Source organism: Amycolatopsis sp. DSM 110486, from assembly GCF_019468465.1.
Lineage (GTDB): Bacteria > Actinomycetota > Actinomycetes > Mycobacteriales > Pseudonocardiaceae > Amycolatopsis.
In genome coordinates this window covers 2,099,008-2,124,589 of sequence record NZ_CP080519.1, presented here as the reverse complement: position 1 = coordinate 2,124,589, position 25,582 = coordinate 2,099,008, and the positions used below count along the sequence as shown (strand labels likewise).

General features: G+C 71.1%; 24 protein-coding genes. 15 read left to right on the top strand and 9 right to left on the bottom strand.

Features of this window, described 5'->3' with window-relative positions; translation table 11 throughout:
• Window positions 1-39: 39 nt before the first annotated feature.
• Window positions 40-336 (bottom strand): hypothetical protein, encoded by a 297-nt coding sequence (locus K1T34_RS10260; RefSeq protein ID WP_220244044.1) that lies wholly within the window; start codon window positions 334-336, stop codon window positions 40-42.
• Between the two features lie 96 nt (window positions 337-432).
• Entirely contained in the window at window positions 433-1,425 is a 993-nt protein-coding gene (locus tag K1T34_RS10255) for a hypothetical protein (protein ID WP_220244043.1), read from the bottom strand.
• 359 nt (window positions 1,426-1,784) lie between these two features.
• On the opposite strand from K1T34_RS10255, the gene K1T34_RS10250 reads away from it, so the two are divergent.
• Window positions 1,785-2,051, top strand: coding sequence for a hypothetical protein (locus K1T34_RS10250; RefSeq protein ID WP_255638434.1), 267 nt, complete (start codon window positions 1,785-1,787; stop codon window positions 2,049-2,051).
• Here K1T34_RS10250 and K1T34_RS10245 read toward each other — a convergent pair.
• Complete coding sequence (locus K1T34_RS10245) at window positions 2,048-2,674, bottom strand: TetR/AcrR family transcriptional regulator (protein ID WP_220244042.1); 627 nt, start codon at window positions 2,672-2,674, stop codon at window positions 2,048-2,050. The two genes, K1T34_RS10250 and K1T34_RS10245, sit on opposite strands and share 4 nt — an antisense overlap.
• Window positions 2,675-2,814: 140 nt before the next feature.
• Between K1T34_RS10245 and K1T34_RS10240 the strand changes: the two genes are divergently transcribed.
• Entirely contained in the window at window positions 2,815-3,840 is a 1,026-nt protein-coding gene (locus tag K1T34_RS10240) for an aldo/keto reductase (protein WP_220244041.1), read from the top strand.
• A 13-nt stretch (window positions 3,841-3,853) separates the two neighbouring features.
• Window positions 3,854-4,504 carry a dTMP kinase gene (locus tag K1T34_RS10235; protein WP_220244040.1) on the top strand — a complete coding sequence of 217 codons (651 nt, stop codon included), beginning with the start codon at window positions 3,854-3,856 and terminating at the stop codon, window positions 4,502-4,504.
• A gap of 4 nt (window positions 4,505-4,508) precedes the next feature.
• Here K1T34_RS10235 and solA read toward each other — a convergent pair whose 3' ends face one another.
• The 3 genes from solA to K1T34_RS10220 all read right to left on the bottom strand — a co-directional run bounded on the left by solA (window position 4,509) and on the right by K1T34_RS10220 (window position 8,935).
• Entirely contained in the window at window positions 4,509-5,654 is a 1,146-nt protein-coding gene (gene solA / locus K1T34_RS10230; RefSeq protein WP_220244039.1) for an N-methyl-L-tryptophan oxidase, read from the bottom strand.
• The gene (locus tag K1T34_RS10225) at window positions 5,651-7,930 is read right to left on the bottom strand and encodes an FAD-dependent oxidoreductase (RefSeq protein ID WP_220244038.1); all 2,280 of its coding nucleotides are present in this window, start codon (window positions 7,928-7,930) and stop codon (window positions 5,651-5,653) included. Before K1T34_RS10225 ends, solA begins: the two co-directional genes overlap by 4 nt.
• Window positions 7,931-8,149: 219 nt before the next feature.
• A complete protein-coding gene (locus tag K1T34_RS10220; RefSeq protein WP_220244037.1) occupies window positions 8,150-8,935 on the bottom strand; it encodes an IclR family transcriptional regulator in 786 nt (261 codons plus the stop codon).
• 167 nt (window positions 8,936-9,102) lie between these two features.
• Between K1T34_RS10220 and K1T34_RS10215 the strand changes: the two genes are divergently transcribed.
• The 8 genes from K1T34_RS10215 to K1T34_RS10180 all read left to right on the top strand — a co-directional run bounded on the left by K1T34_RS10215 (window position 9,103) and on the right by K1T34_RS10180 (window position 20,551).
• On the top strand, window positions 9,103-9,444 hold the full coding sequence (locus K1T34_RS10215; RefSeq protein ID WP_220244036.1) for a bifunctional 3-phenylpropionate/cinnamic acid dioxygenase ferredoxin subunit: 342 nt from the start codon (window positions 9,103-9,105) through the stop codon (window positions 9,442-9,444).
• A gap of 180 nt (window positions 9,445-9,624) precedes the next feature.
• Entirely contained in the window at window positions 9,625-10,302 is a 678-nt protein-coding gene (mtrA, locus tag K1T34_RS10210; RefSeq protein ID WP_139099890.1) for an MtrAB system response regulator MtrA, read from the top strand.
• 94 nt (window positions 10,303-10,396) lie between these two features.
• A complete protein-coding gene (gene mtrB / locus K1T34_RS10205; RefSeq protein ID WP_220247098.1) occupies window positions 10,397-12,094 on the top strand; it encodes an MtrAB system histidine kinase MtrB in 1,698 nt (565 codons plus the stop codon).
• Window positions 12,091-13,842 (top strand): LpqB family beta-propeller domain-containing protein, encoded by a 1,752-nt coding sequence (locus tag K1T34_RS10200; protein WP_220244035.1) that lies wholly within the window; start codon window positions 12,091-12,093, stop codon window positions 13,840-13,842. The genes mtrB and K1T34_RS10200 overlap by 4 nt, the downstream gene beginning before the upstream one ends.
• 79 nt (window positions 13,843-13,921) lie before the next feature.
• A complete protein-coding gene (locus tag K1T34_RS10195) occupies window positions 13,922-14,731 on the top strand; it encodes a ComF family protein (RefSeq protein WP_220244034.1) in 810 nt (269 codons plus the stop codon).
• Between the two features lie 540 nt (window positions 14,732-15,271).
• Complete coding sequence (gene hpf / locus K1T34_RS10190) at window positions 15,272-15,979, top strand: ribosome hibernation-promoting factor, HPF/YfiA family (protein ID WP_220244033.1); 708 nt, start codon at window positions 15,272-15,274, stop codon at window positions 15,977-15,979.
• A 261-nt stretch (window positions 15,980-16,240) separates the two neighbouring features.
• Complete coding sequence (gene secA / locus K1T34_RS10185; protein ID WP_220244032.1) at window positions 16,241-19,147, top strand: preprotein translocase subunit SecA; 2,907 nt, start codon at window positions 16,241-16,243, stop codon at window positions 19,145-19,147.
• Between the two features lie 195 nt (window positions 19,148-19,342).
• A complete protein-coding gene (locus K1T34_RS10180; RefSeq protein WP_255638433.1) occupies window positions 19,343-20,551 on the top strand; it encodes a cytochrome P450 in 1,209 nt (402 codons plus the stop codon).
• A 33-nt stretch (window positions 20,552-20,584) separates the two neighbouring features.
• Here the strand turns inward: K1T34_RS10180 and K1T34_RS10175 are convergent, their stop codons facing one another.
• Window positions 20,585-21,073 carry an Rv3235 family protein gene (locus K1T34_RS10175; RefSeq protein ID WP_220244031.1) on the bottom strand — a complete coding sequence of 163 codons (489 nt, stop codon included), beginning with the start codon at window positions 21,071-21,073 and terminating at the stop codon, window positions 20,585-20,587.
• Window positions 21,074-21,238: 165 nt separating this feature from the next.
• Between K1T34_RS10175 and K1T34_RS10170 the strand changes: the two genes are divergently transcribed.
• The gene (locus K1T34_RS10170) at window positions 21,239-21,622 is read left to right on the top strand and encodes an HAD-IA family hydrolase (protein ID WP_255638432.1); all 384 of its coding nucleotides are present in this window, start codon (window positions 21,239-21,241) and stop codon (window positions 21,620-21,622) included.
• Here the strand turns inward: K1T34_RS10170 and K1T34_RS10165 are convergent.
• Window positions 21,615-22,376 (bottom strand): RNA methyltransferase, encoded by a 762-nt coding sequence (locus tag K1T34_RS10165; RefSeq protein WP_220244030.1) that lies wholly within the window; start codon window positions 22,374-22,376, stop codon window positions 21,615-21,617. The genes K1T34_RS10170 and K1T34_RS10165 overlap by 8 nt on opposite strands.
• Before the next feature lie 34 nt (window positions 22,377-22,410).
• Between K1T34_RS10165 and K1T34_RS10160 the strand changes: the two genes are divergently transcribed.
• From K1T34_RS10160 to K1T34_RS10150, 3 genes are read left to right on the top strand one after another with little or no spacing between them, the layout of a single operon-like run.
• Window positions 22,411-23,817: a wax ester/triacylglycerol synthase family O-acyltransferase gene (locus tag K1T34_RS10160; RefSeq protein WP_220244029.1), complete on the top strand. Its 1,407-nt coding sequence runs from the start codon at window positions 22,411-22,413 to the stop codon at window positions 23,815-23,817.
• A complete protein-coding gene (locus K1T34_RS10155) occupies window positions 23,814-24,305 on the top strand; it encodes a hypothetical protein (RefSeq protein WP_220244028.1) in 492 nt (163 codons plus the stop codon). Before K1T34_RS10160 ends, K1T34_RS10155 begins: the two co-directional genes overlap by 4 nt.
• A 40-nt stretch (window positions 24,306-24,345) precedes the next feature.
• Window positions 24,346-24,846: a DUF4240 domain-containing protein gene (locus tag K1T34_RS10150; RefSeq protein WP_255638431.1), complete on the top strand. Its 501-nt coding sequence runs from the start codon at window positions 24,346-24,348 to the stop codon at window positions 24,844-24,846.
• A gap of 7 nt (window positions 24,847-24,853) precedes the next feature.
• On the opposite strand, the gene K1T34_RS10145 is transcribed toward K1T34_RS10150, so the two are convergent.
• Window positions 24,854-25,570 carry a TetR/AcrR family transcriptional regulator gene (locus K1T34_RS10145; protein WP_220244027.1) on the bottom strand — a complete coding sequence of 239 codons (717 nt, stop codon included), beginning with the start codon at window positions 25,568-25,570 and terminating at the stop codon, window positions 24,854-24,856.
• Between the last annotated feature and the right edge of the window lie 12 nt (window positions 25,571-25,582).

Here is a 25,582-nt window from a genome sequence, read left to right as displayed (position 1 = left end):
CGCGGTGGCGGCCGGGTCGCCCGCGCGGCGCCCGGCCGCTCAGAGCCGTTCGTCCCGCATCACCTCGAGGTTGTGGAACACCGGCGGTCCGTCGCACAGCTTGCCGATCCGCTCGGCGAACTTCGCGGTCTCCGGCAGCTCCGAGTTCCGCATCGCCTCTTCGTACGACGGGAACTCGACGAACTCCATGTACGTCCCGGGGTTGTCGCGGTCGCTCATCACCACCGCGTGGGTGGCCGTGCGACTGCCCTGCGTCGCGGTTTTCCACTCGTCCATGAGCTCGTTCAGCTCGTCCGGGTGTGAGGTCTTGAACTCGATGACTTGTACGAAACTCATATCCGGCTCCTGGTGAGGCTGCCCCGAAAACTCATCGTGCGCGCGGCACCGGGGCCCGTCAACGCAGGTCGGGGGCCCCGTTGTTCACCGGTCGCGTCAGTTCCACTCGACGGCGATGCCGGCCAGCCCCGGTCCCGCGTCGCGGAAATAGCCGCTCGTCACGCCGCCCGTGTCGAGCGGGAGCTCTTCGGCCTCGACAGGCAGGGCGTCGTCGCGCGCGCGGACCTGGCGGGTGCAGCGCGCGGGCATCGCGGTGGGCGCGAACTGCAGCTGCAGCAGGTAGCTCGCGGCCTGGTCGCGCAGCATGCGGTAGTAGCCGGGGAACAACGCGCTGGAGTCGTCGCGCACCTCGAAGCAGAAGACGTGGATGTCACCTTCGCCGAGTTTGCGGTCGAAGAGCAGCTCGGTCGCCATCGTCTCGCCGCCGGGGTGGCGCCGGATCCGCCCGACGCGGCAGCCCTCGGCGGTGATCAGCTCGACGTCGTCGATCTTGCAGCCGGGGTCGCCGTTGTACACGGTCACGTAGCGGTCGGGGCCGTGCCGCCGTGCGCGCGTGACCAAGCGCGTGCGGATGCTGACCTGGCGGCGGCGCTCGTCGACCGTGATGCGGTCGTGGACCGAGAGCAGTTCCAGGTCGGCGTTGGAGTGGTTCGACGAGGGCAGCACGCCCAGGTCGGCGAGCAGCTGGTCGACGATCGAGCCCATGTCGCCCGAGCGCAGGTCGTGGAACGACACCGCGGCCTGGTGGCCGCGCGGGCGGGAGGTGCGCGGGCCGATCAGCACCACCAGCGAGTCGGACGGCAGCTGCAGCACCGACTCCAGAGCGCGCACGGCCGGCAACGCTTTGGGTACCTCGGGCTGGCGCAGCCCCCGCTGCCAGTAGCTGAGCGTCGACTGTCCAATCTGGACGCCGCGCAGCGCCAGGTGGGCGCGCAGGCGGGCCAGCGACAGTCCGCGGTGCGAGATGGCCGTGCGCAGGGCGTGGTGGAACTCGCCGGTGCGCAACGCGTCGGCCAGCTCCGCGGGCAGATCGCCCGAGCCACGGCGAACAGGTTCGATGATCAGTGCGCCTTCCCCGTCTCGAGACACCGCTTGTCCCTTCACCAGACCAGTGTGGAGATCACTGCGTGCGCCGGCCGTGAACACCGCGGAACGTTCACGTTAGCAGCGCACGGTAGCCGCTCCGACCCCCGTTCGGGGTGGTTGGCCACGCAAGGGTGCCCATTCCGTGTTCCAGGACTGACCCGGAACGCGTTGATCACCGGAAGAGCATCTTGCTCCGCGTGACCGCACTGTTCACCGTTGTGACGACCGAGGGTCACGTCGTGGGGGTGGGGAGGTCCATGCCGGTGTTCGCCGAGCAGTTACACGTCACCACCCGGGCGGCCGTCCACCGTGGCCGGGTCCGGATCGAGAGAGTACGCACCACAGGCCGGGTCCTGGCCCTCGTGGTGCTCGTCGGCATGGCGTTGCTGACGTCGGCACCGGGCGCGAGCGCGGCGCAGCCCTCCGGCGTCGGCAACGCCCACCTCGTTCCGCAGTCGGCCTCCGGTGAGGCGCACGCCGTCCGCCTCGTCGCCGACGTCCTGCCGCGCGGCGACACCCCGCCGCCCGAGGACCACGACTCGGGCTGGCTGCCGCTGCTCATCCTCGCGGGCCTGCTGCTCACCGGCGGCGGGGGCTACCTGCTGCACGCGCGGCGCGAGGCCGCCTAAGGCGTACCGGCCGGCCCGGCGGTGCCGTCCCTCCCGCCGGGCCGCCGGTCGACCACCGTCTCGTCCGGGGCCACGGCCACGGCGTCGAGCGCCGCGTGCAGGTACGGGATCAGGCCTTCGGCGTCGGGCCCGGTGAACACGGTCGAACCGAGCAGCATGCGGTTGAGCAGCATCCCGGCGCAGATGGCGATCAGCAGTGCCGAGCGGCCGGTCGCGTCGGTTCCGGGGAGCGCGTCGGCGAGCCGGCTCTGGTAGTTGCGCTCGATGCTCTCGCGCATGATCGCCGCCGCGCGCGGGTTGGCGACCGAGCGCAGGGTCAGCAGCAGCCCGTCGGACGCGTGCTGGTCGTCGCCGGTCAGCAGGGCGCGCGCCGCCTCGGCGTTGAGGTCGGGCGTCATCATCATCGACTTCTCGAACGCGGCCTCCACGACTTCGGCGAAGAGCCCTTCCTTCGAGCCGAAGTACTTGCCGATCAGCCGCGCGTCCACGTCGGCCGCGCCGGCGATCTCGCGGACGCCGGCGCCGTCGTAGCCGTGCTCGGTGAACGCCTTGCGGGCGGCGTTCAGGATCGCCGCGCGCGTGGCCACGGGGTCCCGGCGCTTCGGCGTCGAATCAGGGCTCATGGTCGCCAGCGTACGAGCCCGGGCCCCGGCTCCGGGACAAGTGCGGGTTGCTAAGTCCGCAGTCGTGGACTTATGGTGGTCCACAGGTGCGGACTTGACCGCACCGACGAGGTTTACCACCGCGACTAAGGATTCCTTCCATGCCTGCATCCCAGGGCCCCCTTCCCCAGCGCCGGCTCGGCTCCACCGGTCCCGCCGTCGGCGCCATCGGCTACGGCGCGATGGGCTTCGCGCGCCCGTACGGGCAGTCCGAGGACTACGCCACCGACGACACGGCCGACGCCCTCATCGGCCGCGCGCTGGACCTCGGCGTCACGCTGATCGACACCTCCGACCGGTACGGCGCCAGTGAGGAGATCATCGGCAAGGCGATCGTCGGCCGCCGCGAGAAGGTGGTGCTGGCGACCAAGTTCGGCATCGTCGAGGGCCCGACCGCGGACACGCGACCGGTGATCAACGGCCGTCCCGAGTACGTGCGCGAGCGCATCGAGCACTCGCTGCGGATGCTCGGCACCGACCACGTCGACCTGTACTACCAGCACCGCGTGGACCCGGACACGCCCATCGAAGAGACCGTCGGCGCGATGGCCGAGCTCGTGGCGGAGGGCAAGGTGCGCTACCTCGGCCTGAGCGAGGCCGCGCCCGACACGATCCGCCGCGCGCACGCCGTGCACCCGATCACCGCCGTGCAGACCGAGTGGTCGCTGTGGTCGCGCGACATCGAGGACGAGGTGTTCCCGCTGTGCCGCGAGCTCGGCATCAGCGTCGTCCCGTACAGCCCGCTGGGCCGCGGGATGCTGACGGGCAAGCTCACTTCGTTCGACGACCTGCCGGCGAACGACTACCGGCGAAAGATGCCGCGGTTCGCACGGGAGGTGTTCGAGGCCAACCTCGCCGCCGTGGAGACCGTTCGCGACATCGCCGCGGCCCACGACGCCGCGCCCGGCCAGGTCGCGCTCGCGTGGCTGCTCGCGCAGGCGCCGGACGTGGTCCCGATCCCGGGCACGCTGCACGTCGGCCGGCTGGCGGAGAACGCCGGCGGCGCGTCGCTGGAGCTCGCCGGCGACGAGCTGAAGCGGCTCGACGCGCTGACGGTCACCGGTGAGCGCGAGGTCGCACTGGACCACAACTGGTCCTACGGCGTCACCCCGCCGATGTCCCGGTAGCGGCTGTCCTAGGGTGAGCCCCGTGGGGCGACTGGTCGTGATCGAAGGTCTGGACGGTGCCGGCAAGCGCACCCTCGCGGACGGGCTCACCGCTGAGCTGCAGCGCGGGGGCGCGCGGGTCGGCAGCCTGGCGTTCCCGCGTTACGGCCGCAGCATCCACGCGGACCTCGTGCGCGAGGCCCTGCACCGCGGCCACGGCGACCTCGCCGACTCCGTCTACGGCATGGCCCTGCTCTACGCCCTCGACCGCAGCGGCGCGGCAGACGAGATCCGTGCGCTGCTGGCGGACAACGACGTCGTGCTGCTCGACCGCTACGTGGCGTCCAACGCCGCGTACGCAGCCGCACGCTTGCGGGAGAACGCCGACGGCGACGTCGTGCGCTGGGTGTGGGGCATCGAGGTCGACCGCTTCGCGCTCCCGCGGCCCGACGCGCACCTGCTGCTGCGGGTGTCCCCGGAGGTCGCCGCCGAACGCGCTGTCCGCCGCGCCGCCGCGGACAGCGAGCGCGCGCGGGACGCGTTCGAATCCGACGACGCCCTGCAGCAGCGCTGCGCCGCCGTGTACGACGAGCTGGCCGCGGCCGGCTGGCTCGCGCCGTGGCACGTGCTCGACGGCGTGGCCGGTGTCGACTTGCCGATGCTGGCCAAGTCGCTGCTGTCCTGAGCGGTCAGCGTTCGTCGAAGCGCGCGGGTTCGAATCGTGCCGGGTCGAAGAGGGCGATCGGGTGCGTCGTGCTCCCGTCGACGATCAGATCGGCCACGATCTCGCCGACCACGGGCACGAACTTGAAGCCGTGCCCCGAAAACCCGCACGCCACGACCACACGCGGGTGCGCCGGGTGCCGCGCGATCACGAAGTCCTCGTCGGGCGTGTTCGTGTACAGGCAGGTCGCGGCACGGCGGAACGCGCCCAGCGCCGGCAACCGCGAGCCGACGAGATCGGTGACGGCGCGCACCTCCTCGTCGTGCACGCGGCGGTCGATCGTGTCGGCGGTGCACGGCGTGCCGGCGAGGTGCGAAGCCACCTTCACGCCCTGCGGTGAGTGCGCGGGAAAGCCGTAGAACTGTTCGCCCTGCTCGGTTTCCCACAGGTACACCGGGTGCCGCTCGGCCGCGAACGCCGCCGCGTCCGCCGGTTCGAACCAGTACTGCACCTGCCGCTGCACCTCGAAGTCCACGCCGAGGTCGGCCAGCAGCGACGGCGCCCACGCGCCGGGGCACAGCACCAGCCGCGAAGCCGTGTAGTAGCTCGACGCCGTCCCCACGCGCACGCCCGACTCCGACGTGCTCCACGTGAACACCTGCTCCTCGTGGTGCAGCTCGGCGCCGTGGCGCGCGGCGAGCTGCAGGTGCGCGGCGACGCTGCCCTCCGGCGACACGAACCCGGCGCCCGGCTCGTAGAGCGCCACCTCGTCGTCGCGCGGGGCCATCGTGGGGAAACGGCGGCGGATCTCCGGCGCGTCGAGCAGCTCGTGCGGGATGTCGAACTTCTCGGCCGAGAGCACACTGCCGGTGATCGTGCGCGAGTCCGGCGACCCGGCCATCAGCCCGCCGCAGCGCGTGAACAGGTGCCGGCCGGTGTCGCGTTCGACCTCGTCCCACAGCTCGTGCGCGCGCAGCAGCAACGGCACGTAGTCGGGGCCTTCGAGGTAGGCCTGGCGCGTGATGCGCGAACCGCCGTGGCTGGAGCCGAGGTTGTGCACGGGCGCGAACTGGTCGATGCCGATCACCCGTTGCCCGCGCTGCGCGAGCCGGTACGCCGCGGCGCTGCCCATGCCGCCGAGGCCGATCACGATCACGTCGTAGTGCGTCAAGCGGTTCTCCTCGTCCGTTCCGCCGAATCGGCCACCACCGCGGACACTCGTTCGCCGAAGTATTCGATCTCCACCGGTGTACCAGGTTTCGCGCATTCGATGGGCAACCATGCGTACGCGAGGTTCTCCCCGACGGTGTGGCCGCGCGCCGCGCTCGTCACGTAGCCCGCCGGATGGCCCTCGAAGTACACGGGTTCCTTGCCCCGCACCAGATCCTCGGTGACCAGGGACGTCAGCGCGCGCCCGACGGTGGTGGCCGACCGGCCGAGCAAGGCGTCGCGGCCGAGGAAGTAGCCCTTGTCCATCCGCACGGCGAACCCGAGCCCGGCCTCGTACGGATCGTGCTCCGCGGTGAAGTCGACGCCCCACGTGCGGCGGCCGTCCTCCAGCCGCAGGCTCGTGAGAGCCTCGTGCCCGGCCGCGACGATCCCGTGCGGTTGCCCGGCTTCCCACAGGGTGTCCCAGAGCAGCCGGCCGAGGTCCGCGCTGGTGTGCAGCTCCCAGTCGGGTTCGTAGGGCGAGCGCAGCGCGAGCACCGGCACGTTGCCGACGTACGTGTCCAAGGCGCCTTCGTCTACTGTGGACAGTGCCGGGAGAACCTGCGGCACGAGCGGTCCCCGCAGGCCGAGGCAGCACGTGCCGCCGGTGGTTTCGTGGATCTGCACCGTGCCGTCGCCGGGCAGGTGGCGGCGCAGCCAGTCGACGTCGAGTGCACTGTTCGCCCCGACGTGGAACCGGTCGGCGTCCAGACACGCCACCGTGAGATCACTGCGAACACCGCCGTCTTCGCCGAGCAGCAACGTGTACGTGACCGCGCCCGGAGCGTGGCCGATCTGGTTGGTGGTCATCGTCTGCAGGAACGGCAGCGCACCCGGTCCGGTGACCTCCAGCCGGGTCGCCGGGGTCAGGTCGAACACCGCCACCCGTTCGCGCGCGACGATCGCCTCGGCACCCGCTGTCCGCGCTTCGGCTGACGGCACGCGGGAGAGCTCAGGCAAGGTTTCATTGGCGGAGAACCAAACCGGGCGCTCCCAGCCGCCGGTTTCCGCGAAGCACGCACCCAAGGCGACGTGCCGCTCGTAGAACGGCGAAGTGCGCAACGGCCGCCGCGGCTCGTCGTGCCGAGTCCCCGCGAACGTCCGGATCGCGCGTTCCCGAACGTGGTCCGGCGCGAGTTGCACCCGCTCGAACCGGGCGAGATCGCTCGTGTGCAGGTCGAGCCGGGGCTGTCCGTCGACGAGCCAGCGCGCCACCTCACGCGCGACGCCGGCGGTATGCGAGAAGGCCACGGCCTCGGCGATCCAGAAACCGTCGAGGTCCGGGTGCTCGCCGACCAGCGGCCTGCCGTCCGGGGTGGCCGCGACCAGGCTGGTCACGCCGTGTTCGACTTTGGCGTCGCCCAGCGCGGGCAGCAGGCGCGCGGCCTCGGCCCAGGGCTGCTCGAAGTCGGCCCGGGCAAACGGCTCGGCCGTGCGGGGCGCGGCGTGGCCGATGCCGAGGCGGTCGACGTGCTCGCGCACGGTCAGCCCGCCGTGGCGCAGGACCGGCTTGCCCGCCTCGGTGAAGTCATCGTTGTCACCGGCGAGCGAGGGCAGCGCAGTGGTGCGCGCGTAGTGCTGCGCCACGGGCACGAGCGGCACGGTGAGGTCCACGAGTCGTCCGATCTCCGGCGCGCCCACACCCGCGCACGAGACCACCACGTCGGCGCGGAAGCGATCGGTCCCGGTGACCACGCCGGTCACGCGCCCGGCACTGCGTTCGACGGCCGTAACCCGTTGTCCCGTCAGGAAACGCGCTCCGCGTCCGGTCGCCCGGCGGGCCTGCGCCTCGGCCGCGCGCCGGGGTTTCGCCAGGCCGTCGCCCGGGGTGTGGAGCCCGCCGAGCACCTTCGCCGCGTCGAGCAGCGGGTGCAGTTCGGCGCACTCGGCCGGCGAGCGCAGGTAGCTGCGCACGCCCCACGACGTGGCCCAGCCGTGGCGCCGCTTGAGCTCGGCGAGCCGCTCCGGCGTGGTCGCGAGCTCCAGGCCGCCGACGGGCTGGAAGCACCAGCCGCCGTCGAGCGTGAGCGCGCTGTACTTGGCCACGGTGTACTGGGCGAACCGCGTCAGCGTGCGGTCGGGATCGGTCTGGAACACCAGGCCCGGCGCGTCGGCGCTCGCCGGTCGGCCCTGGTCCAGCACCGTGACGTCGGTCCAGCCGCGTTCGGTGAGCTCGTCGGCCAGCGCGCAGCCGAGCAGCCCGGCCCCGATGACGACCACTCGCGGTCGGGCTGCCATCGCGGTACCTCCTGGCCGGGGTTCACCGGGCGCGCCGAACGACCCGCCGGGCACGGGCCAGGTTGCGGATGGGGGTGTGTGTTCCGTCTTCTGCAACAAAGTGCGGGATCGCGGGGGTACGTGTCAAGACTGCGCGCGGAAGGGGTTTTTCGCTTGCGCCCAGGCAGGTGAAGCCCGTAACGCGAACGTCGGCAGAGGCGATCCGACGCCGGGGGAGTATCAGCTGGCGTAGTAGCCCAGTTGCGCCGAAAGTTCTTTCGCCGCTTCGGTCATCGGCCGCACGATCTGCTTGATCCGCTGCTTCGACAGCCGGTACGACGGCCCCGAGGCGCTCATCGCCGCCACGACCTCGCCGCCCGGGCCGTGGATCGGCACCGCGACCGCGTGCATGCCGAGCTCCAGCTCCTCGAAGCAGGCTGCGTAGCCGTCCTCGGCCACGCGCTCGACCTCCGACTCGAGCTCGTCGGGGTCCACGGTCGTGCGCGGCGTGTACTGCTCGAGGCCGTGGCCGAGCACGCGCTTGCGGTCGGCCTCGGTCATCGCGGCCAGCAGCACCTTGCCGCTGGAGGTCGCGTGCAGAGGGGTGCGCTGCCCGGTCCAGTTCTGCGTGGTGATGGCGGCCGCGCCGCGGGCCTGGCTGATGTTGATGGCCACGCCGTCGTCGGCGATCGCGATGTTCACGGTCTCGCCCAGCTCCTCGGCCAGGGCCTGGCAGGTCTGGCGGCCGAGTTTCGCGAGGTCCATGCGGCCGGTGGCCGCGCCGGCGAGGCGGACGATGCCGAAGCCGATCGCGTACTTCCCGCGCTCGCCCAGCTGCTCGACAAGCCCGTGCTGTTCCAGGACACTCAGCAGTCGGGACGCCGTCGACTTGTGCACCCCGAGCTCACCGGCGATCTCCGTGATCCCCGACTCCCCGTTGCGCGCGAGCAATTCCAGCACGTAAATCGCGCGGTCGACCGACTGAACTTGGCTTCCCGTTGCGTTGCCCGAGTCCTGGTTCCGCATAGCGCAACACTAACGGCTGGGCGGCGATCTGTTCGGCTGAGCGGGCGAATCCCTTGACGACGGGGGCACCCGGGCCGCACTGTTGCGCACAGTGCACATCGACGCGTCATGCGCAACATTCACGAACCGCTCCCGGTTCCCGTGACCCGTTTCCCGGAGGCTTCCCGATGATCCGTGCCTGCGCCGTCGCCGACCTGCCCGAGGGTGAGTCCCTCCGCATCGACGGCCCGACCCCGATTGCCGTCTTCCACACCGCCACCGGCTTCTACGCCATCGACGACACCTGCACCCACCAGGACGCCTCGCTCGCCGACGGCTGGCTCGAAGGCTGCTTCGTGGAGTGCCCGCTGCACGCGGCCCAGTTCGACCTGCGCACCGGCGCGCCGACGTGCCTGCCGGCGAAGAGCCCCGTCCGCACCTACGCCGTGGTGGTCACCGACGGCGTGGTGTTCGTCGACGCGCCGGTGCCGGCGGTCGTCGGCGAGGGCAGCGCCCAGTTCACCGCCTAGCTCTTCCCACCCGAGGCCCGTGGGGGTTCCCGAGCGCGTGCCCGGGAGCCTTCACGGGCCGTCCAACACCTGCGCGGGAGCGCCCGGATGGAGCAATCCGAGCTCGCGATCTTGATCTTTCTGGTGGTCAAACGCGCGGGTCGTGCTCGACGGCGGCGCAAGTAGTGCGAACATGTGCTCATGAAGGCACGTGTCTTGGTGGTCGACGACGACCCTGCGCTGGCGGAGATGCTCACCATCGTGCTCCGCGGTGAGGGGTTCGACACCGCGGTGGTCGCGGACGGTTCGCGTGCGCTGCCGGCGCTGCGCGAGCTCAAACCGGACCTGGTCCTGCTGGACCTGATGCTGCCCGGCATGAACGGGATCGACGTCTGCAAAGCGATCCGCGCCGAGTCCGGCGTGCCGATCGTGATGCTGACCGCCAAGAGCGACACCGTCGACATAGTGCTGGGCCTGGAGTCCGGCGCCGACGACTACGTGGTCAAGCCGTTCAAGCCGAAGGAGCTCGTCGCCCGCGTGCGCGCCCGCCTGCGCCGCACCGAGGCCGAGCCCGCCGAGTCGCTGACCATCGGCGACCTGGCGATCGACGTGCCGGGCCACGAGGTCACCCGCGAGGGCAAGGCCATCCCGCTCACGCCGCTGGAGTTCGACCTGCTCGTGGCGCTGGCCCGCAAGCCGCGCCAGGTCTTCACCCGCGAAGTGCTGCTGGAGCAGGTGTGGGGCTACCGCCACGCGGCGGACACGCGGCTGGTCAACGTGCACGTCCAGCGTCTGCGGTCGAAGGTCGAGAAGGACCCGGAGCACCCCGAGGTGGTGTTGACGGTGCGCGGCGTCGGTTACAAGGCCGGCCCGCCGTGATGAGGCGATGACCGCTTCCGCGGCAGCCGGCCCACCCGCCGGGACGAAGAGTCACCCGAAGGTGGGACGGCTGACCGCTTTCGCCCGAGCCACGATGCGCTTCGTGCGGCGCCTCGTGGTCTTGGCGCGCCGCCGAGTGGTGGCGTTCAACGAGCTGTGGCGCCACTCGCTGCAGTTCCGCGTGACGATCTCGACGCTCGCGCTGTCGGCCGCCGTGGTTTTCGTGCTGGGCATGGTGCTGCAGAACCAGATCACCGAGCGCCTGCTCGACACGAAGCGCAAGGCCGCCGTCGAGCAGACGCAGGCACTGGCCGACACCGCGGCGCGCGAGCTGGTGGGCGTCGGCGGCGAGTCGCCCGACGCGCTGCACACGCGGCTCGAGAACGCGTTGAAAAAGATCTCCACGACGTCGGCGTCGCCCGCAGGGTCCACGGCGGGCACGTTCGAGCCGGTGCTCGCGAGCGTCGGGCGTGATCAGTCGGACGCCGACCCGGTGTTCGTGGGTCCGTTCACGTCGGTGCCGGTGCGGCTGCGCCAGTTCGTCGAGGGCGGCAACCTCGCACGCGTCGAGCACACCGTCTCCGAGAACAACGCGAACACCACCTACCTCATCGTGGGCACGCCGCTGAGCTCGGTGGCGAGCCCGCTGCAGTTGTACTTGCTGTTCCCGCTGACCAGCGAGCAGAACACCGTGTCGACCGTGCAGAACACGCTGCTCGTGGGCGGGCTGGTGCTGCTGCTGTTGCTGGCCGGCATCACGAATCTGGTGGTCCGGCAGGTGGTGCGGCCCGTCCGCCAGGCCGCCGCGGCGGCCGAGCAGTTCGCGGGCGGGGACCTGGAGCAGCGCCTCGCCGTGGTCGGGGAAGACGACCTGGCGAAGCTCGCCGTGTCGTACAACGGCATGGCCGCGAGCATCCAGCGCCAGATCCGCCAGCTCGAGGAGTTCGGCGGGCTGCAGCGCCGGTTCACCTCCGACGTCTCGCACGAGCTGCGCACCCCGCTCACCACGGTCCGCATGGCCGCCGACGTGCTGCACGCGTCTCGCGAGCAGTTCCCCGCCGGCCTCGCGCGGTCCACAGAGCTGCTGGTCGACGAGCTCGACCGCTTCGAGGCACTGCTCGGCGACCTGCTGGAGATCAGCCGGCTCGACGCCGGTGTCGAAGAGCTGTCGGCCGAGTACATCGACGTGCGGCCCATCGCCACGCGCGCGGTCGAGCAGGTGCGCGTGATCGCCGGGACCGCGGGCAGCTCGGTCGAGCTGATCCTGCCCGAGGAGGACGCCTCCGCCGAGGTCGACGCCCGGCGCGTGGAGCGGATCCTGCGCAACCTGCTGGGCAACGCCGTCGACCACAGCGAGGGCAAACCGGTGCAGCTCACCGTCGCCGTGAACGAGACGGCGGTGGCCATCACCGTGCGCGACCAGGGCGTGGGCCTGCGCTCGGGCGAAGCCGACCTGGTGTTCAACCGGTTCTGGCGCGCCGACCCGTCGCGCAACCGGCGCACCGGCGGCACCGGCCTGGGCCTGGCAATCAGCCAGGAGGACGCGCGGCTGCACGGCGGCGTCCTCGACGCGTGGGGCGAGCTGGGCCAGGGCGCCTGCTTCCGGCTCTTGCTGCCCCGGCACCAGAACGTGCCGATCGAGGAGAACCCGCTGCGCCTGCCGCCACCCGACGCCACGGCGGAGATCACGCTGTCGCCGTCGTCGGTGCTCGAGGTGCAGCCCGCGCCCGACGCGATCCTCGCCGACCGCGACGCCGAGCGGAACTCCGACCGCGAGGAGGTCGGCAGGTGAGACGCGTTCTCGCCGCGCTGGCGTGTCTGCTGCTGCTCGCCGGCTGCGCCAACGTGCCGCTCGAGTCGCAGCCGCTGGTCGTGTCCGTGGACTCGACGCCGCCGCTGGCCAACGACGCGCCGGAACCGAGAAACGACATCGACCCGCTCTCGCTGGTGCGGGAGTTCATCCGGAACAACGGCGACCCGCGCTCCAACAACGCGGCCGCGCGCGCGTACCTCGACGACCAGCAGCGCAGCACGTGGAAACCCGGCCGTGCGATCACGATCATCGACAACACGTTCAGCACCGTCTACGAAACGCCGCCCCCGTCGCCGTCCACCTCGACGCCGCCGGACCCGAACGTGCGCAACGTGGGGCTGCGCGGGTTCACCCTCGGCACGCTGAGCGCCGACAGCGCGTTCATCCCCGGCTCCGGCCCGGCCGAGCAGACGATCCAGGTGCGCAAGCAGGCGAACGGGCAGTGGCGGATCTCCAGCGCGCCGCCCACGCTTTTCGTGACTGACGACGACTTCGAGGCGAACTACAACCGCGTCGCCGTGAGCTTCTACTCGCCCGACTCCGGCGCCTTCGTGCCCGACCTGCGTTACGTGCCCGCGAAACCGCAGTCGGGCCTGCCCGGGCGGGTGATGGACCTGATCCTGCAGGGGCCGTCGGCCGGGCTGGCCGGGGCCGTGAAGAACCTGCTGGGCGACCAGGTCGCGCTCGACACCAACGTCAAGAACAGCGACGACGGCTCACTGCTCGTGCAGCTCTCGGGGCTCACCGGGGCGAGCCCGGAGACGAGAACGCTGATCGCGGCGCAGATCATGCTGTCGATGCAGGCCGTCACGTCCACGCGCGTCCGGCTGCTCGCCGACGGCCAGCCGCTTGTGCGCGGCCACGAGTACTGGCGCAGCAGCGACGTTCCGTCCTACAGCGCCGCCTCGTCGCCGAGCGCCGACCTGCTGGGCCTGATGACGGTCGACGGGCGCATCCGCTCGCTCGGCGACGGCGCGCCGGTGGCGGGGCCGGCCGGCAACGGCGGGTACGCCGTGGTCAGCGCCGCGCAGTCGATCGACGGCAAGCGGCTCGCGGTGGTGGAGCGCAGCGGCGACCGCGTGCAGCTGCGCGTCGGCGACCTCGGCCGCGACCTGCCGCTGGTGGACCTCTCCGGCGGTTCGCTGAGCCGCCCGACCTGGCGGCCGGCGCCGAGCGAGGCCGGTCCGTCGGGTGAGGTGTGGACGGTGGTGGACCACTCGATCGTCGCCCGCATGGTCCTCGACCCGACCGGGCACTGGCTGCGCCAGAGCGTGAACGCCAACGACCTGCTCGCGCTCGGCACCGACATCGACGCCCTGCGCCTGTCGCGCGACGGCGCCCGCGTGGCCGCGATCGTCAACGGCCAGCTCGTGGTCGCGGCGGTCGTGCGCAACGGCGACACGGTGACGCTGCGGGAGCCGCGCGTGCTCCAGCCGGGTGATCTCTCGGACGTCGTGGACCTCGACTGGGGTTCGACGGCGGACTCGCTGGTGGTCGTCACGTCGTCCAGTTCCCAGCCCGTGCAGCGTGTTTCCGTGGACGGGCGCCGGATGGACGCGTTCAACGGCTCGAACCTGACCGCGCCGGTCACGGCGGTCACGGCGGCGCCCAACCGGCCCATCGTGGTGGCCGACCCGGGCGGGCTGTGGAACGCCACCGAACTGGGTGAGGTCTGGCGGCCCCAGGCCCACACGATGCTCAACGCGACGCCGTTCTACCCGGGCTGACGAGGGTTTTCCGCTCGTTTTCGCCCGGCGGGACTCGAGAGCGCCGAAACTGTCGGTGCCCGGGTGCACACTGCGAGTCATGGTTCTCGATCTGCTCGTCCCCGCCCGTTGCGCCGGCTGTGGTGCCCGGGGTGTCCCGTGCTGCGCGGAGTGTTCGCGGGTGTGGGGGTCACTCACGGAGGTGGTCCGCGCGCCGCTGACCGGTCTCGCGCCCGCGTACGCGCTGGCCCGCTACCAGGGCGTCGCCAAGCGCGTCCTGATCGCCTACAAGGAGCGCGGGCGCCGCGATGTCGCGCCGGCACTCGGCCGGGTGCTCGCGTCCGCGCTGACCGCCTTGCCCCGCGCCGATGCTCCCCGCGCGGGCCCGCGCCGCGAGGGACACTCACTCGGTGGACCTTCGTTCGGTGAACCGACCTTCGTCGGGTCTTCGGGCACCGGTCTCCGCCTCGAAAAGCCCGTCGTCTCCAGGGATTCCACCGTCCCCAGGAATGGCACAGCCGCCGGGGATTCCGCGCGCGCCGGGCCGTGGTGCCTCGTCCCGGCACCGAGCCGTCGCTCGGCTTCACGCCTCCGTGGTGGCTCGCACGTGCAGCGTCTCGCCGAGGCCGCTGCGCGCTGTCTCGCCCAGACGGGCGCCGAGGCCTTCGTCGCGCCCGCTCTCGCGCTGAAGGGCGCCCGTGACGCCGTGGGTCTCAACCGGGCGGAGCGCGTCGCCAACCTGGCCGGGCGGTTGCGGTTCGTGCCCGCGGGCCGGCCACCGCCGGGCAGCCGGGTCGTGGTGCTCGACGACGTGGTCACCACGGGTGCCACGGCGGCCGCGTGCGTGCGAGTACTCGCCGACGCCGGGGTCGCCGTGTCGGCTGTGGTCGCGTTGCTCGCCGCAGGGTGAGCAGACGTCACCTACACGAGTGATGTCAACAGGGAACGCGACGCAACGGCCGCCCGTTGTCGGGACATGAGGGTCTGGCTCGGAATCACGCGGGCGGCCGAACACTCCACCGGGGTGGCGGCTGTGGCGCGGCGGGCCGTGACTCTCGGCTTCCGGGCTCCCGCGCCGTTGCGCCGTACGCGTGAAAATGCATCGCTCGCGTTCGACCGTCAGGGGCGGGATTTCGGGCTGCGCACGGGCGTTTCGCTGCGCGCCGTAACGGGTTCCCGAATCGTGACATCCCCCGGCCCGGGGGCTGTTGCGAGCGGCGTGATGAAGCTAACGTGCTCCGCTATCAGCAATCCCCGCAGGCAGGGAGGTGTGCAGCCCATGTCCCTGGCGCCGGAGGCGCGCTGAGTCCGCGCTCGAGCATCCGCCACGAGACGTCGTGACCGGCCATCGAGTTCTTCTCAGCCCGCCAGATCCGGGCTCCGTCCCCGCACTACCGGCGCCGTGTGAACACACAACAGCTCGCAGACATCTCAGCGAGGGAGGTCGTGTATGGACATCGTCGTAAAGGGCCGCAACGTGGAGGTGCCCGACCACTACCGGGCACTCGTCAGCGAAAAGCTGGCCCGTCTTGAGCGCTACGACAAGAAGGTCATCCGGTACGACGTGGAGTTGTTCCACGAGCCGAACCGCCGGCAGGCGAAGAGCTGCCAGCGCGTCGAGATCACCGGAAAGGGCCGCGGTCCGGCCGTGCGCGCCGAAGCGTGCGCCGCGGACTTCTACGCAGCGCTCGACTCCGCCGTCACGAAGCTGGAGAACCGGCTGAGGCGAACACACGACCGGAGGCGCGTGCACTACGGGCGCAGCCGCCCGGAGTCGGTCGCCGAGGCGACCTCGATGGCGATGGCCGGCGGATCGCCGGACGCCGTCGCCCGTCCCACCGCGAGCACGGCAGTGCTGGAGGCACCCGCCGCTGACACGGCCGAACCGATCACCGATGGTTTCGCGGCCGTCAGCTCCGGTGAGATCACCCTGCCCCAGCAGAAACGCTGGGAAGACGACGATCTGGGCTACCAGCCCGGCCGCGTCGTCCGCGAGAAGAACCACAACGCGGACCCCATGTCGGTGGACCAGGCTCTCTACGAGATGGAGCTGGTCGGTCACGACTTCTACCTGTTCAACGACTCCGAGTCCGGGCGGCCGAGCGTCGTGTACCGGCGGAAGGGTTTCGATTACGGCGTGATCCGGCTCGGCGGCTGAGCCCGCCAAGCCGGCGCGGCCGGAGGGGGAGCCGGCCGGTGCCACGGGTGGCCCGCACGCGAGCGCGTGCGGGCCACCCGCGTGCCGGGAGTAGCGTGCGAAGGGGCCTCTCGTGACCTTCTGCGAGCACGTGCGTGCGCGGACCACTGTGTGTTCCCTACGATGTGGTGAGACGGCGGCGCCGCACTACGAGTGCGCGCCGTGCCCACAAGCCCGGGACCGGCTCGGGTGCGATCATGATCAGCTAGTGAGGTCGACCGGATGGTGCTGAACCGCCTGCTCCGCGCGGGTGAGGGCAAGATGGTGAAGCGGCTGCGCAACATCGCCGATCACGTCAACACCCTCGAAGACGACGTGAAGGACCTGTCGGACGCCGAACTGCAGGCGAAGACCGGCGAGTTCAAAGAGCGGTACGGCAAGGGGGAGACGCTCGACGAGCTGCTCCCCGAGGCTTACGCGGTCGCCCGCGAGGCTGCCAAGCGGGTGCTCGGCCAGCGGCCCTACGACGTGCAGATCATGGGCGGCGCGGCGCTGCACCTCGGCCAGGTCGCCGAGATGAAGACCGGTGAGGGCAAGACCCTCACCTGCGTGCTCGCGGCGTACCTCAACGCGCTGTCGGGCGAGGGCGTGCACGTCGTCACCACCAACGACTACCTCGCCAAGCGCGACGCCGAGTGGATGGGCCGCATCCACCGCTTCCTCGGGCTCGAGGTCGGGGTGATCCTCGCCGAGCAGGACCCGCAGGAGCGCCGCCGGCACTACGAAGCCGACGTCACCTACGGCACGAACAACGAGTTCGGCTTCGACTACCTGCGCGACAACATGACGTGGTCGCTCGACGAGTGCGTGCAGCGCGGGCACAACTACGCGATCGTGGACGAGGTCGACTCGATCCTCATCGACGAGGCGCGCACGCCGCTGATCATCTCGGGCCCGGCGGACCAGTCGTCGCGGTGGTACACGGAGTTCGCCCGCCTCGGGCCGCTGATGCAGGGCATCGACACCACCACGATGGGCTCGCGCGAGCGCGTCGAGAAGGCCAACCTGATCAACTCGAAGTACCACTACGAGATCGACGTGCGCAAGCGCACCGTGGCGGTCACCGAGAAGGGCGTGCGGTTCGTCGAGGACCAGCTCGGCATCGAGAACCTCTACGAGGCCGCGAACACGCCGCTGGTCGGCTACCTGAACAACGCGTTGAAGGCCAAGGAGCTCTACAACAAGGACAAGGACTACATCGTCCGCGACGGTGAAGTCACGATCGTCGACGAGTTCACGGGCCGCATCCTGGTGGGCCGCCGCTACAACGAGGGCATGCACCAGGCGATCGAGGCCAAGGAGAAGGTCGAGATCAAGGCCGAGAACCAGACGCTCGCCACGATCACGCTGCAGAACTACTTCCGGCTGTACAACAAGCTTTCGGGCATGACCGGTACGGCCGAGACCGAGGCCGCGGAGTTCCACCAGACCTACAAGCTGGGTGTGGTGCCGATCCCGACGAACCGGCCGATGGTGCGCGCCGACCGCGCCGACCTGATCTACAAGACCGAGCAGGCCAAGTTCGAGGCCGTCGCCGAGGACATCGCCGAGCGGCACGAGAAGGGCCAGCCGGTGCTGGTCGGCACCACGAGCGTCGAGAAGTCCGAGCACCTCTCGAAGCTGCTGCTGAAGCTGGGCGTGCCCCACGAGGTGCTGAACGCGAAGTACCACGGCCGGGAGGCGCTGATCGTCGCGCAGGCCGGCAAGGTCGGCGCGGTCACCGTCGCCACGAACATGGCCGGTCGCGGTACTGACATCGTGCTGGGCGGCAACCCGGACATCATCGCCGACCAGGTGCTGCGCGAGCGCGGGCTCGACCCGGTGGACAACTCCGAGGAGTACGAGGCCGCGTGGCCGAAGGTGCTCGAGGAGATCAAGACCGGTGCCAAGGAAGAGGCCGAGCAGGTCCGCGAGGCCGGTGGTCTCTACGTGCTCGGCACCGAGCGCCACGAGTCGCGCCGCATCGACAACCAGCTGCGCGGTCGTTCCGGCCGTCAGGGCGACCCGGGCGAGTCCCGGTTCTACCTGTCGCTGGGCGACGACCTCATGCGCCGGTTCAACGCCGTGATGGTCGAGCGCGTGATGACCACGATGCGCCTGCCCGACGACGTGCCGATCGAGCACAAGATGGTCTCCAAGGCCATCAAGAGCGCGCAGACGCAGGTCGAGCAGCTCAACATGGAGACGCGCAAGAACGTCCTCAAGTACGACGAGGTCATGAACGAGCAGCGCAAGGTGATCTACGCCGAGCGCCACCGCGTGCTCGAGGGCGAGGACCTGCGCGAGCAGATCGAGCACATGAGCGTGGACGTCGTCGGTGCGTACGTCGACGGAGCCACCTCCGAGGGCTACGCCGAGGACTGGGACCACGAGCAGCTGTGGACCGCCCTCAAGACGCTCTACCCCGTCGGCCTGAACTGGGACGACCTGGTGGAGAACGGCGACCTCGACGCCGAAGGCCTGCGCGAGGCGCTGGTCAACGACGCGATCGACGCGTACGACAAGCGCGAGGCGGAGATCGACGAGCTGGTGGGCGAGGAGGGCGCGATGCGCCGCCTCGAGCGCCAGGTGATGCTGACCGTGCTGGACCGCAAGTGGCGCGAGCACCTCTACGAGATGGACTACCTCAAGGAGGGCATCGGCATGCGGGCGCTCGCTCAGCGCGACCCGCTGATCGAGTACCAGCGCGAGGGCTTCGACATGTTCCGCGCGATGCTCGAATCGCTGAAGGAGGAGGCCGTCGGCTTCCTGTTCAACCTCCAGGTCGAACGCAGCGAGCCGGAACCCGCGCCGCAGCTGGACCCGTCGGCGCTGCCCGCAGGGATCACGTCGGCCACGGGCGCCGCGGCCGCTTCCTTCGGCGACGACGGCGGCCGCCACTCACGCCCGACCCCGCCCCAACCGCCCACGACCGACACCGAGTCGGTGCCGTCGGCCTTGCGTGGCAAGGGCGTCGGCGGCGGTGTCCAATCCGGACTGACCATGTCCGGCCCCGCCGAGGGCGGCGGCGTTGAGTCCCATTCGGACAGCGCCGACTCCGACGGCGCCGGCGCGGGCAACACGCGACGCGAACGCCGCGCCGCCGAGCGCGCACAGGCGAAGAAGGGCAAGAAGGGCCCGCGTCGCTGACGCAGGTTTTTCCGGGGCGGGTCGCATTCGTGCGGCCCGCCCTTTTTGTGTGCTGCGCCCGGGGTCGGGTTCAGTCGGCGAAGCACACCCCTGTGTTGACGCGGTTCTTCGAAGGGCGGGTCGCTGAGTGCCTTCACGTGACGGGATCCGCCGACGCGCCTAACGTGGTCGGTGGTGCCGTCGAGGGGGAGAGCCGTGGCTGACCTGGAAACCTTCACGCAGATGTTCGCGCCCGAGTACAAAGCGGACCCGTACCCGCTTTACCGCAAGTGGCGTGAGGCCGAGCCCGTCGCCGAGATCGCGCCGGGGTTCCTCGTGGTGAGCGGCCTGGCGGAGGCGACGGAGGTTGTGCGTGATCCCGCGTTCGGGCACCCCCAGCCCGAGGTCCTTGACCCGGCCGCCCGCCACCCGGACGACCTGGTCGACGCCGAGGGCCGCCCGGTGGTGTCGTTCCTCGGTCTCAACCCGCCGGACCACACGCGCCTGCGCCGGCTCGTGTCGAAGGCCTTCACGCCGCGGATGGTCGAGCGCCTGCGCCCGCGCGTTGAGGACATCACCGCGCGCCTGATCTCCGACCTGATCGACGCCGGTTCGGCCGACCTGATGACCGCGCTGGCCGCGCCGCTGCCGGTCGAGGTCATCAGCGAGATGCTCGGCGTCCCGATGGCCGACCGGTCGCGCTTCGCCGAGTGGTCGCACGCGCTGGCCCGCGCGCTCGACCCGGCGTTCCTCGTCGCCGACTCCGTGCTCGAAGAAGCGGGCGACGCCGGCCGCGAGTTCAACGCCTACTTCCGCGAACTGGCCGCGGAACGCCGCCGCAACCCTGGTGAGGACCTTCTGTCGGACCTCGTCGCCGTCACCGATCAGGGCGACAAGCTCACCGAAGCCGAGCTCCTGGTCACGCTCACCCTCCTGCTCGTCGCCGGCCACGAGACCACCACCAACCTCATCGGCAACGGAGTTCTGGCCCTGCTCGGCACCGAAGCCGGCCTTCGCTCCCTCGGCGACGACGGCGCCCTCGCGCCCAACGCCGTCGAAGAAGTCCTGCGCCACGACTCCCCGGTGCAGCTCACCAGCCGCGTCGCCCTGAAGCCCACGCGCGTCGGCACCACCGACGTCGCCCCCGGCGCCCAGGCGATCGTCCTCATCGGCGCCGCCAACCGCGACCCCGCGACCCACCCGGACCCGGACACCTTCGACCCCACCCGCGAGCCCTCCCGCCACCTCGCCTTCGGCCAGGGCATCCACTTCTGCCTCGGTTCACCCCTGGCCCGCCTCGAAGGCCAGACCGCCCTGCGCGAACTCGCCGTCCGCACCCCGGCGCTGCACCTGGCCGGCCCCCCGACCTGGAACCCGACCATCACCATGCGCGGCCTGTCCCAGCTCCCGGTAGCGATCGGCTGACGCCGTGACCCGCTGTTTGGGACACCCGTCCCATCAAGCAGCCGACGGACGCGCCGGCACCGCACGCGCCGGACCCAGACGCGGCGCCAGCAGGTGGAACCGCGTACAAACCCACCCCGTCCGCGTCCGCTCGAACCGCGCGGCCAGAGCGAGCACCCGAGGACCGTTTCGAATGGTCGTCGCGGCCTCCAGTGCAAGATCCGTCGGGTGACACAGGTGCAGCGTCCCGACCCGATGCCGCGTGCTCGGCAGGCGGCTGTGCGTCAGAAGCCGCGCGAAGAGGGCCGGGTCGACGAGGTTCTGCACCTGCGCCGCGGCGCGGCGGCCGCCGAGGACTTCGAGGATGGCGTTGAGGCGGCCGGTGAGCTGGCGTTCGCTCGGGGGTCCCAGGAGCTGAACCACGTTGTGCCCCGTGGGTGGCAGGTCGCGGACCGGCGGGCGGTGCCGCGTGACGTGGCGGACAGGGCGGGGCCGGGCTGCGGGCTCGCTGCCCGCGAGGCCCCGGAGGCGGTGGGTCGTCATGTGTTCCTCCCCTGAAACGCGGACGATCCGCTGCAGGTAGTGCCCGGACAAAGCCGAAACCGGGACCGCCTGCGCCTGATCCGGCGAAATCCGCGAATCCGCCCATTCCGATCTGCAAGATGCGCTACGCCCGTTGCCGCGCACGCGGATCGCTAGGGTGAGCCCGTGCTCAAAGGCTTGCTGGTCGACTACGCCGGCGTCCTCACCGACCCCGACGCCCACCTGCTCTACGACTACCTGCGCGCCATCCGCTCCGGCGGCACGCGCACCGGCCTGGTCTCCAACGCGCCCGGTGCCACGCCGGCCGTCCGCCACGAGCTGGCCGACTACTTCGACACGCTGGTCTTCTCCGGCGAGGTCGGCGTGGCCAAACCCGATCGCGAGATCTACCTCGTGGCCGCCGAACGCCTCGGCCTCGCCGCCGCCACCTGCGCGTTCGTGGACGACGCCGCCCGCAACGTCCGCGGCGCCGCCGAGGCGGGCATGGTCGCCATCCACCACGTCACGATGGAGAACACCCTCGGAGAGCTGGCCGCTCTGTTCAGCTAGACCGTCGCACCAGCTCGAACGACAGCACCGCGGCCGCCGCCGAGACGTTGAGCGACTCGACGTCGCCGGGCATCGGAATGGAGACCCACTCGGTCACCAGCTCGGCCACGGCCGCGCCCACGCCTTCCGTCTCCCCGCCCAGCACGAACGCCGCCCGCTGAGGCAGCGAAACGTCGAACACCGTCGACTTGCCCGACGCACTCAGCGCGTACAGGCCATACCCGGCGTCTGTCAGCATTTCCGCCGCCTCACGAGCACTGCCGCACCGCAGCACCGGCGCGCGGAACGCCACGCCGGCCGAAGCCTTGACCACCATCGGGTCCAACGCGGCCACCCCCCGCCGCGGCACGATCACGCCTTCCAGACCGGCGGCGGTGGCCGTGCGAAGGATCATGCCGACGTTCGCCGGCGTCGTGATGCCGTCGAGCAGCAGGACTCGCGCGGGCGGGCGGCGGTCGTCCAGCGCGGCGGCGAGCGAGCGCATCCGCGGCGCGACGACGTCGGCCAGCACGCCCTGGTCCTGCTTGCCGTTGCCGGCCAGCACCTTCACGCGGTGGGCGCTCGCGCGCTGCACCGGCACCCCGGCGTCCTTCGCGGCGCGCTGGATCTCGACCGCGGCGGGGCCGCGGGCGGTGTCGGCGAGGATGACCTTGTCCACCTGCAGACCGTCGTCGGCCAGCGCTTCGAGCACCGGCTTGCGCCCGTAGACGGTCAGGAACCGGTCCTTCGGAGAAACCTCCGCCTCATCACCCACGCCGGTCAGTCTCGCACTGTGTAAGGATCGGCTCATGCCCGACCGCCTGTCCGCGCTCGACGCCTCGTTCCTGTACGTCGAGGACCACGCGACCCCGATGCACGTCGGCGGCGTGGCCATCTTCGAGCGCCCGCGCGGCGGGCTCGACTACGCGCAGGTGCTCGACCTCGTCGGCTCGCGCCTGCCGTTCCTGCCGCGCTACCGCCAGCGCGTGCTCGACGTCCCCGGCCACCTCGCCCGGCCCGTGTGGGTGGACGACGTCGACTTCGACCTCAACTACCACGTCCGCCGCTCCGCGCTGCCCCAGCCGGGCACCGACGAGCAGCTGTTCGACCTGGTCGCGCGCCTGATGTCGCGCCGGCTCGCGCCCGAACGCCCGCTGTGGGAGGCCTACTTCGTCGAGGGTCTCGTCGGCGACCGCGTGGCGCTGGTGACGAAGACGCACCAGTCCGTTGTGGACGGTATCGGCACCATCGACCTCGGCCAGCTCATCCTCGACGACGCCCCGGCGCCGCCCGAGCCGTACGAGGACACCTGGACACCGCGCCGCGAGCCGAGCCGCGCGCAGCTGATGATCGACGCCGTGAGCGAGGCCGTGCAACGCCCGGGTGAGCTGGTCGAGAACGTCCGCTCCGCAGCCAACGACGCGTGGGCGTCGGTCGGCAAGGTCGCCGAGACGCTGGGAGAGGTGGCGTCCACGCTGCGCACCGTCGTCAACCCGGCGCCGCAGGGCCCGCTCAACGTGCGTGTCTCCGGCGGCCGGCTGTTCTCCGTGGTGCGCACGCGGCTGGAGGACTACCGGAAGGTCCGCGCTGAGCACGGCGGGACCGTCAACGACGTGATTCTCACCGCGATCACCGGCGCGCTGCGCGAGTGGCTCCTTTCGCGCGGGGTGAACCTCACGTCCACGGCCACCGTGCGCGCGCTGGTGCCCCTGGCCGTGCGCGACGAGGACACGGCCGAGTACTCCACACCGGCGCTCGTCGGCAACCAGGTGGCGGCCTACCTCGTCGACCTGCCGGTGGGCGAGCCGAACCCCGTGCTGCGGCTGCAGCACGTCGGCCACGCGATGAGCGCGCACCTCGACTCCGGCCGTTCCGTCGCCGCGCGCGGGCTGCTGAAGGTAAGCGGCTTCGCCCCGGCGACGCTGCATTCGCTCGGCGCGCGGGCCGGCGGTTCGCTGTCGGGCCGGATTTTCAACCTCATGATCACCAACTCGCCGGGGCCGCAGGAACCGGTGTACGCGGGTGAGGCGAAACTGATCGAGATGTTCCCCGTGATGCCGCTGATGCGCACCCAAGCGCTGGCGATCGGGGTCACGTCCTACCGCGGCGGTGTCTACTTCGGACTCAACGGCGACCGCAAGGCCGCGTTCGACGTCGACCTGCTCGGCGGGATGATCGAAGAAGCGTTGGAAGAGCTGAAGGGTGCGCACTGGTGAGGGTCTACATTCCGGCGACGATCGCGATGCTTCGCGAACTCGAGTCGAACGGCGAGTTCCGGGCCCGCAGCGGAACGGCGTTCGCGCTGACGCCAGGGCTGCGCGAGGCGTACGTGAGCGGCTCCGACGAAGAGCTGGAGTACGCCGCGTTGCTGGACGCCGCCCGCGCGTCGCTTCGCCTGATCAACGCGGAGGAAAAGGGCGAGCCCCGCCGCGCCGTCGTCTCGGCCGACGTGGACAACGTGACGTTGCGCGCGGACCTCGACGCCGCCGTCGTCCGCCTCGACGGCCCTGTCGCGCTCAGCCGGATCGCCGCGATCCACGTGGACTCCGCCGAAGCTGCCGACGCCGTCTCCGCGGCCGCCGCCGTGATCGACGCCGCCGACCTTGGCGACGAGGACGCCGAGTTCGTGCTGGGTGATGCGGAGGATCATGAGCTGGCTTGGTATGCGCCGCAGGAGCTGCCGTTCTTGCTGGAGCTGATGTAGTCCCCGTTTTTGTCGGACCCGGCTGGCAGAGTTCGGACTCGTGACCGAACTCGACTTCTGGCAGCTCATCGACTCCTCCCACGCCGACGTGGCCGCCCGCGCCGGCGAGCTGCTCGCGGCCCGCTCGCGCGCGGAAATCGTTGCCGCGCACAGGGTTTTGGGCGGACTCCTCACGGAGTCCTACCGCAGTCCTCTGTGGGCCGCCGCGTACGTCGTCAACGGCGGCTGCTCCGACGACGGCTTCGATTACTTCCGCGGCTGGCTCCTCACCCAGGGCCGCGAGGTCTTCACCCGCGCCCTCGCCGACCCCGACTCGCTGGCCGACGTGCCGGCCGTCCGCGCCGCCGCCGCCGAGGGCGAGGAGCTGGAGTGCGAAGAGATCCTGTACTTCACCGCAGCGGCCTATCTCTCGGCTACCGGGGAACCACTTCCTGAGGACCCGCCCGTCTCGCTGCCGCCGCTGGACCCGGACTTCGACGTCGAGGACCCGGATTCGGCTCGGGAACGGCTGCCGCGGTTGTCCGCGCTGTTCGCCGCCTGAACCGGGGCTAGCGGCGGCCGAGACCGTCGATCATCAACCCCACCGTGAAGTCGAACCGATCGTGGCCTTCGCCGGCCGTGAGTTCCGTGGCGTGGCGCGTCGTGTGGGGGAACGTCTCGGCGGGCAGGGCGGTGAGGCGGCGGCGGAGTTCGTCGCGGTCGAGGACCCAGGCGGTGTCGTCGCGGGTTGAGCGTTGGCGGGCGATGGAGAGCTCCAGGCAGTAGGACGCGACGTACAGCAGGAGCGCGTCGATGGCCCACGCGGCGGTCTGCGGCGCAACGCCGCCCGTGAGCAGGATCGCGAGCATGCCTTCGTTGACGCGCACGGCTTCCAGGTCGGTGGGGACCATGGCGAACGCGGCGCTGGAGATGCCGGGGTAGCGCAGGTATTGGTCGCGCAGCTGCTCGCACACGCTGCGGATCTGGTCGCGCCACTCCTCGGCGGAAGGCCAGGGCAGCGCGAGCTCGGAGCACAGCCGTCCGATGAGCAGCTCGCCGAGGTCGGCCTTGTTGACCACGTGGTTGTAGAGCGACGCGGGTCCGGTGTCGAGGGCGTCGGCCAGGCGCCGCATGGTCAGGGCCTCGTAGCCCTCCCGGGCGATCACGTCCAGGGCCGTGTCGACGACCTGTTCCACGATCGGGGTCTTGCGACGGCGCCGCGGTCGGGTGTCGGCCTGGAGGTTCGGCGGCTGGTGGCGCGCCGCGCGTCGCTCTCGCGGGTTCACGGGGACCACCCT